The sequence below is a fragment of the Synechococcus sp. H55.8 genome (genome assembly GCF_047462375.1).
In the GTDB taxonomy this organism is placed as follows: Bacteria; Cyanobacteriota; Cyanobacteriia; order Thermostichales; family Thermostichaceae; genus Thermostichus.
The window spans coordinates 47,849-59,384 of record NZ_JANSJC010000018.1 but is presented as its reverse complement, the minus strand read 5'-3'; the positions used below and the strand labels follow the sequence as shown (position 1 = coordinate 59,384).

13 protein-coding genes are annotated in these 11,536 nt (G+C 61.1%); 8 read left to right on the top strand and 5 right to left on the bottom strand.

From position 1 onward, the window contains the following. The first annotated feature begins 99 nt into the window (after positions 1-99). The gene (locus NW862_RS08965; protein WP_414427105.1) at positions 100-4,674 is read left to right on the top strand and encodes a GAF domain-containing protein; all 4,575 of its coding nucleotides are present in this window, start codon (positions 100-102) and stop codon (positions 4,672-4,674) included. 223 nt (positions 4,675-4,897) lie between these two features. Here the strand turns inward: NW862_RS08965 and NW862_RS08960 are convergent, their stop codons facing one another. The 5 genes from NW862_RS08960 to NW862_RS08940 all read right to left on the bottom strand — a co-directional run bounded on the left by NW862_RS08960 (position 4,898) and on the right by NW862_RS08940 (position 8,056). Continuing rightward, the gene (locus NW862_RS08960) at positions 4,898-5,068 is read right to left on the bottom strand and encodes a chlorophyll a/b-binding protein (protein WP_414333941.1); all 171 of its coding nucleotides are present in this window, start codon (positions 5,066-5,068) and stop codon (positions 4,898-4,900) included. A 75-nt stretch (positions 5,069-5,143) separates the two neighbouring features. Then, positions 5,144-5,842: a glutathione S-transferase N-terminal domain-containing protein gene (locus NW862_RS08955; protein ID WP_414333942.1), complete on the bottom strand. Its 699-nt coding sequence runs from the start codon at positions 5,840-5,842 to the stop codon at positions 5,144-5,146. A gap of 94 nt (positions 5,843-5,936) precedes the next feature. Next, positions 5,937-6,467, bottom strand: a complete 531-nt coding sequence (rimI, locus tag NW862_RS08950) for a ribosomal protein S18-alanine N-acetyltransferase (protein WP_414427104.1) — start codon at positions 6,465-6,467, stop codon at positions 5,937-5,939. A gap of 6 nt (positions 6,468-6,473) precedes the next feature. Next, the gene (locus NW862_RS08945; protein WP_414333945.1) at positions 6,474-6,887 is read right to left on the bottom strand and encodes a hypothetical protein; all 414 of its coding nucleotides are present in this window, start codon (positions 6,885-6,887) and stop codon (positions 6,474-6,476) included. Further along, positions 6,851-8,056 carry a 5-(carboxyamino)imidazole ribonucleotide synthase gene (locus NW862_RS08940; RefSeq protein ID WP_414427103.1) on the bottom strand — a complete coding sequence of 402 codons (1,206 nt, stop codon included), beginning with the start codon at positions 8,054-8,056 and terminating at the stop codon, positions 6,851-6,853. The genes NW862_RS08945 and NW862_RS08940 overlap by 37 nt, the downstream gene beginning before the upstream one ends. A gap of 99 nt (positions 8,057-8,155) precedes the next feature. On the opposite strand from NW862_RS08940, the gene NW862_RS08935 reads away from it, so the two are divergent. The 7 genes from NW862_RS08935 (at position 8,156) to rplK (ending at position 11,535) form a co-directional block, all read left to right on the top strand. Next, positions 8,156-8,350, top strand: a complete 195-nt coding sequence (locus NW862_RS08935) for a hypothetical protein (protein ID WP_414333948.1) — start codon at positions 8,156-8,158, stop codon at positions 8,348-8,350. A 134-nt stretch (positions 8,351-8,484) separates the two neighbouring features. Beyond that, a complete protein-coding gene (locus tag NW862_RS08930; RefSeq protein ID WP_414348058.1) occupies positions 8,485-8,889 on the top strand; it encodes a hypothetical protein in 405 nt (134 codons plus the stop codon). 5 nt (positions 8,890-8,894) lie between these two features. Beyond that, a complete protein-coding gene (gene trmD / locus NW862_RS08925) occupies positions 8,895-9,656 on the top strand; it encodes a tRNA (guanosine(37)-N1)-methyltransferase TrmD (RefSeq protein WP_414336853.1) in 762 nt (253 codons plus the stop codon). Next, positions 9,647-9,991 carry a hypothetical protein gene (locus NW862_RS08920; RefSeq protein WP_414336852.1) on the top strand — a complete coding sequence of 115 codons (345 nt, stop codon included), beginning with the start codon at positions 9,647-9,649 and terminating at the stop codon, positions 9,989-9,991. The genes trmD and NW862_RS08920 overlap by 10 nt, the downstream gene beginning before the upstream one ends. A 101-nt stretch (positions 9,992-10,092) precedes the next feature. Then, positions 10,093-10,365 (top strand): preprotein translocase subunit SecE, encoded by a 273-nt coding sequence (gene secE / locus NW862_RS08915; protein ID WP_414333954.1) that lies wholly within the window; start codon positions 10,093-10,095, stop codon positions 10,363-10,365. Between the two features lie 144 nt (positions 10,366-10,509). Continuing rightward, positions 10,510-11,100: a transcription termination/antitermination protein NusG gene (gene nusG / locus NW862_RS08910; RefSeq protein WP_414333973.1), complete on the top strand. Its 591-nt coding sequence runs from the start codon at positions 10,510-10,512 to the stop codon at positions 11,098-11,100. A 9-nt stretch (positions 11,101-11,109) separates the two neighbouring features. Further along, positions 11,110-11,535: a 50S ribosomal protein L11 gene (rplK, locus tag NW862_RS08905; RefSeq protein ID WP_011432849.1), complete on the top strand. Its 426-nt coding sequence runs from the start codon at positions 11,110-11,112 to the stop codon at positions 11,533-11,535. Position 11,536: the final 1 nt, after the last annotated feature.

The window sequence follows — 11,536 nt, the reverse complement described above, 5'->3', positions numbered from 1 at the left end:
CGGCAGGGCGGTCGGGGAGTTATGCTGGGGTTGTCTCTTTTACCAGGCTGCTGAGGTTCACCCACGGCAGCGCCGGATCCCGTCTCTCCAGCTTGACCCATGCCCAAGGCTCCCCTTCCCCCCAACGAAGAAGAGCGGCTGGCTGCCCTACGAGAGTATCAAGTTCTCGATACAGCCCCTGAAACTGCCTTTGACGAGATCGTCCGGCTTGCTGCTTACATCTGCGGCACGCCCATTTCGCTAGTAACTCTTATTGACGAGCATCGCCAGTGGTTTAAGGCCAAGTTCGGCATTGAGGGCATCGAGGAAACGCCGCGGGATGTGGCCTTCTGTGCCCACGCCATTCTCTCGCCCAAAGAGCCGCTGGTGGTGCCCGATGCCACCCAGGATCCGCGCTTTGCCGACAACCCTTTTGTAACCCAAGAGCCGCATATTCGCTTTTACGCCGGTGTGCCCTTGGTAACGCCGGAAGGGCAAGCGCTGGGTACCCTCTGCGTGGTGGACTACCAACCCCGCCAGCTCAGCCCGGAGCAATTGGAGCAGCTCAAGGCCCTGGCCCATCAGGTGGGGGCTCAACTGGAGCTGCGCCGCACCTTGCGGGAGTTGGCCAAGGCTCCCTTGCTTCCCAAAGCTGGCGAGAGCAAGCCTGCTCGCAAAAACCGCTTTCTCCTCAAGGTCAGTGCTGGCCTGGGCCTGGCTGCCCTGATCTTGGGCGGGATCGCCTACTCTGCCCAGCGCAACGCCAGTCGCCTGCCCCAACTGACGGAGCAAGTGGCCGATACCCTGGAAGTGATCCAGAACCTGGAAGGATTGCTCTCAGAGATCCGTGCTGCCGAGGCAGGTAAACAGGGCTACTTTTTGACCAACGAGCCTGGCTACCTCGACGAGTACAAGGCCAGCCTTGAGGCCATTCCCACTCGTCTTAGCCGGCTGCAAGAGTTGACAGCCGACAACCCTCTCCAGCAAGGGCGCCTGAAGTGGCTGGAGCTGCTTTTGGAACAGCGTCTGAACCTTGCCCAAGATCTTATCCGGCTCCGGGATCAAGAGGGGCTGGCCGCTGTTCAAGAAGCCTTGAAGAGGAGCGAAGGGCAAAGGTTGATGGAGCGGATCGCCAACCTAGTGGAGGCGCTCCAGGAGCAAGAGCGGCTTCTGTTGCAGCAGCGCAGCGAGCAGTTCCAGCTTGCTTGGGTTAGAACCAATGCCATCCTGCTGGGGGGGCTGGCTTTTACCTACTTGCTGTTGGCCGCAGTTTATGCCCTCATTCGCCGCGAAACTGCTGAGCGGGAGCGGGCGGGAACCTTCCTCAAGCAAGAGCGGGACTTTACCAACGCCATCCTCGACACGGCAGGCGCTGTGGTGGTGGTCATGGATCCCGAAGGGCGCATCCTGCGCTTTAACCGCGCTGCCGAGCAGCTTTCTGGCTATTCGCTGGCAGAAGTCAAGGGCCAACTGCTCTGGGACTTGGGCTTGATCCCGGCGGGCGAGATGGCCGGCCTGAAGCAAGCTTTTCAACAACTTAAGGGCAGTCGCTCCCTTTTCTTGAATCGCTATGAAAACTTCTGGCGCACCAAGCAGGGGGCGCTGCGGCTCATTGCTTGGACCAACACCGCCCTGGTCAACGCCGAGGGCGAGGTGGAGTTTATCATCGGCACCGGCATCGACATCACCGAGCGCAAGCTGGCGGAGCTGGCTCTCAAAGAAAGCGAAGAGCGCTACCGGGATCTCTTTGAAAATGCCAGCGATCTCATTCAGGCTGTCGATGCCGAAGGGTACTTTCTCTACGTCAACCGCGCCTGGAAGGAGACCCTGGGCTACGACGAAGCTCAAATCCACCAAATGAGGGTTTTCGACATCATCCACCCCGACTATCGAGAGCACTGCCAGGTCGCTTTCCAGAAGCTTTCGACTGGCCAACCTCTGGACAAGGTGGAGACGGCCTTTGTGACTGCCAAGGGCGAAACCATCTGGGTGGAAGGAAGTGTTAACTGCCGCCTTGAAGATGGGGTGATGGTCTCCACGCGGGGCATTTTCCGCAACATCACCGAGCGCAAAAAAGCTGCCGAGGAGCTGGAGCGGCAGAGCCGGCGGGCCCAACTGCTGGCCGATCTCAGCTTAAAGATCCGCCAATCGCTGGATATTGCCGAGATCCTGGAAACGGCAGTAACGGAGATCCAAGCCCTGCTCAGGGCGGATCGCGTTTTGGTCTACCGCTTCCAGCCGGATGGATCCGGGATCATCTCCAACGAGAAAACCCAGCCCGGCATCCCTTCCCTTTTGGGCGAGGTGATAGAGGATCCCTGTTTTCAGGAAAAATACGCTGAGCTCTACAGCCAGGGCCGGGTTCGCGCCATCAGCGACGTGGAGGCCGAAGGGCTGGAGCCCTGCTACCTGGAGCTGCTGCAAACAATGCAGGTGAAGGCCAACCTGGTGGTGCCCCTCTTCATGGAGCAGCGGCTGTGGGGGCTGTTGTTGGCCCACCAGTGTTCTGCACCCCGCCAGTGGCAGCCGTTTGAGATCGAGCTGCTGGTACAACTGGCCAACCAAATCGGCATTGCCCTCACCCAGGCAGAGCTCCTGGAGCGGGAGCGCCAGCGCAGCCTTGAGCTAGAACAAGCCCGCAAAGCGGCAGAGCAGGCTTCTCAGGCCAAAAGCAGCTTCTTGGCCACCATGAGCCACGAGATCCGCACCCCCATGAACGCGGTGCTGGGGATGACGGGCTTGTTGCTGGAGACGCCCCTGACCCCGGAGCAGCGGGACTTTGTCGAGACCATCCGCATCAGCGGCGATGCCCTGCTGACCCTCATCAACGACATCCTGGACTTCTCCAAGCTGGAAGCCGGGGAGATGGAGCTGGAGATCCTGGACTTCGACCTGAGGGCCTGTTTGGAGGAGGTGGCGGATCTCTTTGCCCCCACTGCCCACGCCAAGGGCCTGGAGCTGGCGGTGCTTATGCCGCCGGAAGTGCCCCGCTATCTGCGGGGGGATGCGTCGCGGCTGCGCCAAATCCTCAACAACTTGGTGAGCAACGCCATCAAGTTCACCCATCAAGGGGAGGTGGTCATCCAGGCCGAGCTGCTGCAGGAGACGGCCACCCATGTCCAACTGCGGCTCTCGGTAAGGGATACAGGGATCGGGATCCCCAAGGAAGCGCAAGCCAAGCTGTTTCAGCCCTTCACCCAAGTGGATGCTTCTACCACCCGCAAGTACGGGGGCACAGGCCTGGGCCTGGCCATTTGCAAGCAACTGACAGAGCTGATGGGGGGCAAGATCTTCCTAGAGAGCGAGGTGGGCCGCGGCAGCACCTTCAGCCTCGAGCTGACCCTGGAAAGACAACCCTACGCCCGACAAATCTCCCAGCACCCCGCCCGCATCCCTGTCACTCTTCAGGGCAAGCGGCTGTTGGTGGTGGACGACAACGCCACCAACCGCAAGATCGTCCGCTGCCAGGCCACCGCTTGGGGCATGGTGGTGGAAGAAGCCGAAAATGCCTACCAGGCTCTGGACAAGCTGCGCCAGGCTGCGCGGGAAGGGATCCCCTTCCCCTTGGCGGTTTTGGACATGCAGATGCCGGAGGTGGATGGGGAAACCCTGGGCCGCTGGATCAAGGCGGATCCCGAACTGTCCCCGACGCAACTGGTGATGATGACCTCGCTGGGGTTGGGGGAGCACTCCCGCCGCGCCGCCGAGATTGGCTTTGCTGCCTACCTAACCAAGCCGGTCAAGCAAACGCGATTGCAAGAAGCTCTGGTCATGGCGCTGGGCAAGTCTTCCGGCCTGGCCACCGCGCTGCTGGGCATGGGCCCACCCCTTTCGCAAAGTGCGCCCTCCGCCAGCCGCCCCCAGCAACCCCTGCGCATCCTCTTGGCCGAAGACAACCCCGTCAACCAAAAGGTGGCCCTGCGCCAGCTGCAGAGCTTGGGCTACCTGGCGGATGTGGTGGCCAACGGCCAGGAGGTGCTGGATTTGCTGCAGCAAGTCAAGTACGACCTCATCCTCATGGATTGCCAGATGCCGGTGATGGATGGCTACGAGGCCACCCGCCGCCTGCGCCAGCAGGAGCGGGGATCCGGCCACCGCACCGTGGTGATTGCCATCACGGCCAACGCCATGCAGGAGGATCGGGAGCGCTGCCTGCAAGCGGGCATGGACGACTATCTCAGTAAGCCGGTGCTAAAGGAGGATCTGGAAAAAGTGCTCAACCACTGGAGCCAAAGGATCGCCCCTTCCGCAGCAGGAGCAGCCAACGGGGCGGCTTCGTCCGATCCGCCTTCTCCTGAAGCTGCCGGCGGTGACCCTGCTCCCACGCTGCCCTACCCCATCGACGCCGCCTACTTGGAGCGGGTTACGGGAGGTGACCGCCAGTTTCAGCGGGAGCTGCTGCAGGTGTTTGTCCAAGATGGCCAGGACCAGTTGCCGCGGCTGCGCCAAGCTCTTGCAGCGGGTAATGCCGAAGACTTGAGGAAAATTGCCCACCGCCTCAAGGGAGCTAGCGCCAACGTGGGAGCTAATGCCTTTTGTCAAGTAGCCCGCGAGCTAGAACACCTGGGGGTGCAACTGGCGCAGCCGGGATCCCCGGCTGATGACCCAAAATGGGCAAGCGCTTCCCAGGGCCTGGAGGAGCTGGAGCGCATCTTGGCCGACATTTGCCAGTACCTGCGGGAATTGGAAGGCTAGGGCGATCCCAGACTTGTCGCCCTCACCCCCAGCCCCTCTCCCAAAAGGAGATGGGGATCAAGCGGCGAACCGTTGGAGGTAGGAGGAACAAATTGGCGCGGCTGTTTGGGCTGCGCTCTGGCTCGGAACCGCAGCAAAAGCCCGGCTGCTTGATCAGTCTGGAAGAGGACAGCCGGGCAGAAAGTATCTAGCTAGTGCTTCGACCCAATCAGGCGGGCTGGGATCACATCAGGCCAATTTGAGAGAGGATCCCTTGGCCGGTCAGCAACTCGGTGGCCACGCCGATCACAAAGCCCAACATCGCCAGACGGCCATTCCATTTTTCGGCAAAGGTGGTAAAGCCGAACTTAGCTTCTTGGTTTTCCATAGTCTTAACTCCATCAAGGGGTGACATCTCTAATGTGGCTCAAGTATTAAAAACTGTCAAGTTTTGTGTCGAGAGCTAACAAGTGCAGCTTCTCCCCTTGACTCAGCGCCTTTGGTATTGGCGGTCGCCAAACAGGACTTGCCGTTCCTCGTCGCTGAGGGGCTGGTCTGGGGATCGGCGCGCCTCTGCCAACAGTTGCAGGCCCTTCTGCACAGCAGGGCGGGCCTCGATGGCTGCCAACCAGCGTTTGACGTTGGGGAACTCTTCGATGTTCAGCCCCTGCCGTGGGTAGCTTCGCATCCAGGGGAAGCTGGCAATGTCGGCGATGGAGTAGTCGCCCGCCAGGTACTCCGACTCGGCCAAGACCCGTTCCGCCACGCCAAACAAGCGCCGGGTCTCGTTAACGTAGCGGTCGATAGCATAGGGGATCCGCTCTGGGGCGTAGTGCTGAAAGTGGTTGGCCTGGCCCATCATCGGCCCAATGCCGCCCATTTGGAACATCAGCCACTGGATGACGCGATAGCGGGATCCGATGTCGCTGGGCAGGAGTTTCCCGGTTTTCTCGGCCAGGTACATCAAGATGGCGCCCGACTCGAACAGGGCATAAGGCCGGCCTCCAGGCCCATCGGGATCCACAATGGCCGGTATTTTGTTGTTGGGGCTGATCTTGAGAAATTCCGGGTCGAACTGGTCGCCGCGGCCAATGTCGATGGGAATGACCCGGTAGGGGATCCCTAGCTCCTCCAGCAGGATCGAGACTTTGTAGCCGTTGGGGGTGGGCCAAGCGTAGAAATCCAGCATGGGCAAGGGTTCTTAGGCCGGTTGTTCTGCCCATTCTAGCCCGCCTACCCCAAAGCCCCCGGCATCAACCCCTTAGTGTTGGTTTTTCCTAAGCTTAAATCGGTTTCTTCCAATACACCAGCCCATCTTCTCCGTTGTTGTAATAGCCCTTGCGGCGTCCCAGCAATTGAAACCCTGCCGATTCATAGAGGTGGATGGCGGCGTGGTTGGAAGCCCTCACTTCCAACGTGGCCCAGCGACAGCCTGCTGCCCTAGCTTGGTCTAGGAGCGCTTCTAGGATCCTGCGGCCCAAGCCTTGTCGCCGGTGACCGGGATCCACCGCCAGCGAGATGATGTGGGCTTCTTCTTCGATGCGCCAGAGGATGCCAAAGCCCACCAGCGCTGGTGCTGTTTGCGTCGCGAGGTCTGGAGAGGGAAGGGAGAACTCCGTTCGGCCCAAGCCATGGGAAGCGCCAACGGCAACCGGTTCCGCCACAACCCCAATCACCGTGCTGGTGGGCCGTTCCAGCTCCGCGCGATAGCCCTGTTCCCCCCAGTGTCCGCCGTAGCAGCGTCGATCCAGCTCCAGCAATTGGGGCAGGGCGGTGATGTCGAGCATCTGCAGCCGATAACTTGTGCTACCCATGGTGGTCTAGTCCCGCAATTCGCAGAACTCCGATAGCAACAACTGCCCAAAGGGATCGTCATCCGGGGCGGCGTAGGGCAGGGCTCGGCGGCTAAGGCTCAAGATCTGGCCCCCCGATTGGGGATGGGGCTTGAGCTCGTAGTCGATCCCTTCTTGGAAGCCGGCCTCTTGTAGGTAATCTTGGGCGGCTTTGAGGATCCCTGCTCGCAGTTGGGCTTTGACGGCAGGGGCCATGAGGTGGCGAACAAACCAGCGGGCGCTGTCGGGATCCACCTCAGCAAGGTATTGGAGAGCGGGGGTCAACACCGCGGAGCGCTCTTGGGGAGAGAGTCCGTTGACCTGCTGCGCCACCGCCGGCACATCCCGCCGTTGCAGGGCCGCGATCAGGGCTTGGATGGCTGGAGAAAAGGTGGGATCCATGGCTGGGGATACCAGAGGGCTTCGAGGGTATGGACAAGGTCTGCCGCTTCCGCAGGAGAAGGAGGATGGGGTAGACAGACCGTGACATGGCCCAGCTTGCGCCCGGGGCGGGCAGGGGTTTTGTGGTACCAGTGCAGCGTGGCATTGGGGATCCCCGCCAGGCGCTGCCGCTTTTGGGCATAGTCACTGCTGGAGTGCTCATAACCCAAGAGGTTCACCATCACTGCTCCCCCACACTTGAGAGAGGGATCCCCCAAGGGGAGGCCGAGGATAGCGCGCAGATGTTGCTCAAACTGGGAGGTGTGGCAGGCTTCCAGGGTGTAGTGGCCGGAGTTGTGAACCCGCGGTGAGATCTCGTTGATCCAGATCCCGGCCTTGGGGTGGGGCGGCGGCACCCAGAAGAGCTCGATGGCGAACACACCCACCGCGTCCAACTTGTCCATCACCTTGACCGCCAGGTCGCGAATCTCGGCCTCGACAGTCGGGGGAATGCGGGCGGGCGCCAGCACATAGCGGCAGACCTGCTCGATCTGCACAGTTTCCACCACGGGGTAGAGTTGGATCTCCCCCGCCAGCCCGCGGGCCACGATCACCGCCAGCTCCCGCTCAAACGGGATCCACTCTTCCAGCAGCAGCGGGATCCCGGCATACTCGGCCAGAGCCTGTTGCAAGGTTGCTCGGTCGGGCAGGATGCGGGTGCCCTGGCCATCGTAGCCCTGCCGCCGCTGCTTGAGCACCACCGGAAAGCCCAACCCAGATAAGTCTGCCGTCTCCGCAGGGCAAAAGGCCGGCACCGGCACCCCCAACTCCGCCAAGAACTGTCGTTGGTGCAACTTGTCCAGCAGCGGCTCTAGGGTGCTCAGGCGAGGGCGAAAGCGGGATCCCTGCGGATCCAACTTGCGCAGCTCCGGCAGCGGGATGAACTCGTTCTCAAAAGTTACCACCGGGCAGCGTTGCAGCAACTGGGCTGTGGCCTGAGTGTCCGTCACAGCACCCCAGACCACACCGTCGGCTACTGCCACCGCCGGATCGGTGGGGGCAGCGGCCTGCACGATCAGCGGGATCCCCAAGGGGCGGGCCGCCAAAGCCAACATCTGCGCCAACTGCCCGCCGCCGATCACCCCCACCGGTTGGAAGCTCTGGGTTTTTGGGGATACCTGGGGTTCCACCACTGTCTCGCTATACTGACAGGTGTGCTGCTATCTGTTGCATCTTGGATCCAGAAATCATTATGGGATCCCTTGCCCTCGAGCGCTAGGAGCAAAACAGTGCAATCCCCTCAACCCTCTGAGCTCAGAGCTTTGATTGACCGGGCCTTGGCAGATAAGATCTTGACCCGTGCTGAACAACAGCAGATCCTCAATGCCGTCATGGCCGATCAAGAGATTTCCCCAGAAGAGCACGAGCTGCTGGAATTGGTTGTGGAGCGCCTAAGCAGCGGCGAGATCCGAGCCGTCGATTGAACCCCATCCCCAGGTTCTCCTCAAAACTTCGGAGAACGGATCCCTACTTGGGCTGCCGGGCACTCTGTCGTCCTGGGCCTGCTCCGGTGGGCGGATCGCCTAGAATAATTCAGAACCCACCTGTTTCTGCTGCCATGAGTTCTCGCTCTTCTGACTGGTTCACGCGGGCTCGCCACATCTTTTACGGCACGGCCACTGCCCTGGTGGAGATCCTCCAAGACCCGGAAAAGCGGGCCGAAAACCTCAACCGCCTCTCGATGGATCTGGCGCAACTGGCAGCAGAACTGGAGCAAAAGGGGGAGCTGATCGAACAGGAAGCCGTTCGTTACGTCGAAGGTCTCAGGGATGCGGCTGCCAACGCCCCCGCCCCAGAGAGCGAGAGGCCCGCCCCTGCCGAGAGCAGCCCCCCGACCACGGCTTCCCCTGCCCCTATCTCCAAAGAAGAGATGGCCGAGCTGATGGAGCTGATCCACCAGATCGAGTCTTTGCGCCTGGATCTGGAGCGGTTGCGCACCGAGCCTCCCTCTGCCTCGTCCTGAGTCTTGTGCGGTTCGACGTCATCACCCTCTTCCCAGAATTTTTTGCAACGCCGCTGCGCATCGGGCTGGTGGGCAAAGCCCTGGAGCAGGGGATCGCCGAGGTTCACTGCACCAACCCGCGGGACTTTGCCACCGACAAGCACCGCCGGGTCGATGATGAGCCCTACGGGGGTGGGGTGGGCATGGTGCTCAAGCCAGAGCCCTTTTTTGCTGCCGTCGCCTCCCTGCCCCGCCTGGATCCCCGCGAGATCATCTTGCTCACGCCGCAGGGACAACCGCTGCACCAGGCGCTGCTGCAAGAACTTGCCCAAAAGGCGCAGCTCATCCTGCTCTGTGGCCAGTACGAGGGCTTTGACGAGCGGATCCGCCAATATCTGGCCACCCGCGAGGTGTCGCTGGGCGATTTTGTCTTGACGGGGGGGGAGATCCCGGCGCTGGCCCTGATCAACGGCGTGGTGCGGCTCTTGCCGGGTACAGTTGGTAAGATAGATTCGCTGAGGAGCGAAAGTTTCGAGACGGGGCTGCTGGAGTATCCCCAGTACACCCGTCCGCCGGAGTTTCAAGGGCACAAGGTGCCGCCGGTGCTTCTCTCAGGCGACCACCGAGCCATCGCCCGTTGGCGTCTGCAACAGCAGTTGGTTCGCACCTGGCGAAGGCGGCCAGACCTGTTGGCCAAACGCCCCCTCACGCCCGAAGAACAACAGTTGCTGGCAGAGGGGCTGGCCGAGCAGCACACCGATGTAGAGGAACAGGATCAATGTTTGTAAACCGTCTCCGCTCCCCCCTCAACCCCCGGCGCGGGATCCCTGCGGCCCTGGGTCTGCTTCTGCTGGGGATCCTGGCCAGCGCCGAGGTTGCCTTGGCCCAAAGGGGAGATGTCAATGAGGCCATCCGCCGCGACCGCAACGTCCAGTTGTTCGACGGCACCAGCATCGACATGAACGATCTCCTGCGGGCCGTCGAGTTTCTCTCCCGGCAAAATGCCGCCTCGCGTTGGGACAGCCGGGCAGAGATCGACGCAGCGGTAGAGCAATTCAACCAATCCCGCCGTCGCTCTCTTCCGCTTTCTCCCGGCTCCTTGACGCCTGAGCCCGCCCCTTGAGTGGGATCCCACCCCCGCCAGATCTGTTAGGATCACAAAGCTAATCTTGTGTGCGCTGAAAGGTGGCGCACCGTTTTCGGGATCCAGCAGGAGATACCGCCGTGGTTAAGAGCACCTCTTCCAGCAAAGCCGATACGGAGCAACGTTTGGATCCCGCCAGCCGGGGCCACTCCAAAGACAGTTCCACCGAACCCAAAGGAATCCCGGGCTTTATCCAAGAGACCCGTGCGGAATTGGGCAAAATTGTCTGGCCGAGCCGCCGGCAATTGATCGGCGAGTCGGCAGGCGTCTTGCTGATCGTGTTGGCTTTTGCTTCCTTCATCTACCTGGTCGATCAACTGTTTGCCTGGGTAGCCACTCAACTGTTCTCGTGATGTTTTGTCCTAGAGGATCCCTGTCTTTGGGGGCAAGAGAGCTATGGATGGCTACAGGGAGGATGCGAGGTGATGAGCACAGAGCAGCAGAAACGTCGTGGGCGCCCTGTGGAACACTTTGAGCCTGCAGACGCGATCCCGGAAATGGAGGAGGGGGAAGGACAAGGTCGCCGTAACCTGCGCTGGTACGCGGTGCAGGTGGCCTCAGGCTGCGAAAATAAGGTGAAAAGCACCCTGATGCAGCGGGCGGCTGCTTTGGATGTGGCAGATCAGATTGTCGAGGTGGTGATCCCGAAGCGGACGGGCTTCAAACTGGATCGAGCCGGCAAGCGCCAGGAACAAGAGGAAAAGGTCTTTCCCGGCTATGTCCTGGTGCGCATGGATCTCAACGACGACACCTGGATGGTGGTGAAAACCACCCCCAACGTGATCAACTTTGTCGGCACGGAAGAAAAACGGGCCTACGGTCGTGGTCGGGGCCATGTGACGCCGCGGCCCCTCAGCCAGAGCGAAGTTCAGCGTATCTTCAGCAGCGTCGAGGTGGAGGAAGTGCCCCTCAAAATCCAGATGGCGCCTGGGGATCGCATCGAAGTCCTCTCCGGCCCCTTCCAGGGTTTCTACGGCGAGGTGGTGGATGTCAGCCCGGAGCGGGGCAAGCTCAAGGCTTTGATCTCGATTTTCGGGCGCGACACCCCGGTAGAATTAGAGTTTGGTCAAGTGCGAAAAGAGGTGTAACCGCGTTTCATGGCTAAGAAGTTGGTGGCCGTGGTCAAGTTGGCCATTCAGGCGGGCAAGGCCACCCCCGCCCCTCCCATCGGCCCGGCCCTGGGCCAGCACGGGGTCAACATCATGGCCTTTTGTAAGGAATACAACGCCAAAACGGCGGATCAAGCCGGTATGGTGGTGCCTGTAGAGATCTCCATCTTCGAGGATCGCAGCTTTACCTTCGTCCTCAAGACGCCACCGGCTTCGGTGTTGATCAAGAAGGCTCTGGGTATTGAGTCCGGCTCCAGCGAGCCCCACAAAACCAAGGTGGGATCCCTGACGCGGGCGCAACTGCGGCAGATCGCCGAGCAGAAGCTGCCGGATTTGAATGCCCACGATGTGGAGGCGGCCATGAAAATTATCGCCGGCACCGCCCGCAGCATGGGGGTGACGGTGGTGGATTGAT

Bases quoted from the DNA above. Each gene is read 5' to 3' on its own strand.
- rimI (WP_414427104.1), bottom strand. From the start codon at position 6,467: ATGGGTAGCACAAGTTATCGGCTGCAGATGCTCGACATCACCGCCCTG.
- NW862_RS08945 (WP_414333945.1), bottom strand. From the start codon at position 6,887: ATGGATCCCACCTTTTCTCCAGCCATCCAAGCCCTGATCGCGGCCCTG.
- NW862_RS08920 (WP_414336852.1), top strand. From the start codon at position 9,647: ATGTTTGTAAACCGTCTCCGCTCCCCCCTCAACCCCCGGCGCGGGATC.
- NW862_RS08965 (WP_414427105.1), top strand. From the start codon at position 100: ATGCCCAAGGCTCCCCTTCCCCCCAACGAAGAAGAGCGGCTGGCTGCC.
- nusG (WP_414333973.1), top strand. From the start codon at position 10,510: ATGGAGGAGGGGGAAGGACAAGGTCGCCGTAACCTGCGCTGGTACGCG.
- NW862_RS08960 (WP_414333941.1), bottom strand. From the start codon at position 5,068: ATGTCACCCCTTGATGGAGTTAAGACTATGGAAAACCAAGAAGCTAAG.
- NW862_RS08955 (WP_414333942.1), bottom strand. From the start codon at position 5,842: ATGCTGGATTTCTACGCTTGGCCCACCCCCAACGGCTACAAAGTCTCG.
- rplK (WP_011432849.1), top strand. From the start codon at position 11,110: ATGGCTAAGAAGTTGGTGGCCGTGGTCAAGTTGGCCATTCAGGCGGGC.
- NW862_RS08930 (WP_414348058.1), top strand. From the start codon at position 8,485: ATGAGTTCTCGCTCTTCTGACTGGTTCACGCGGGCTCGCCACATCTTT.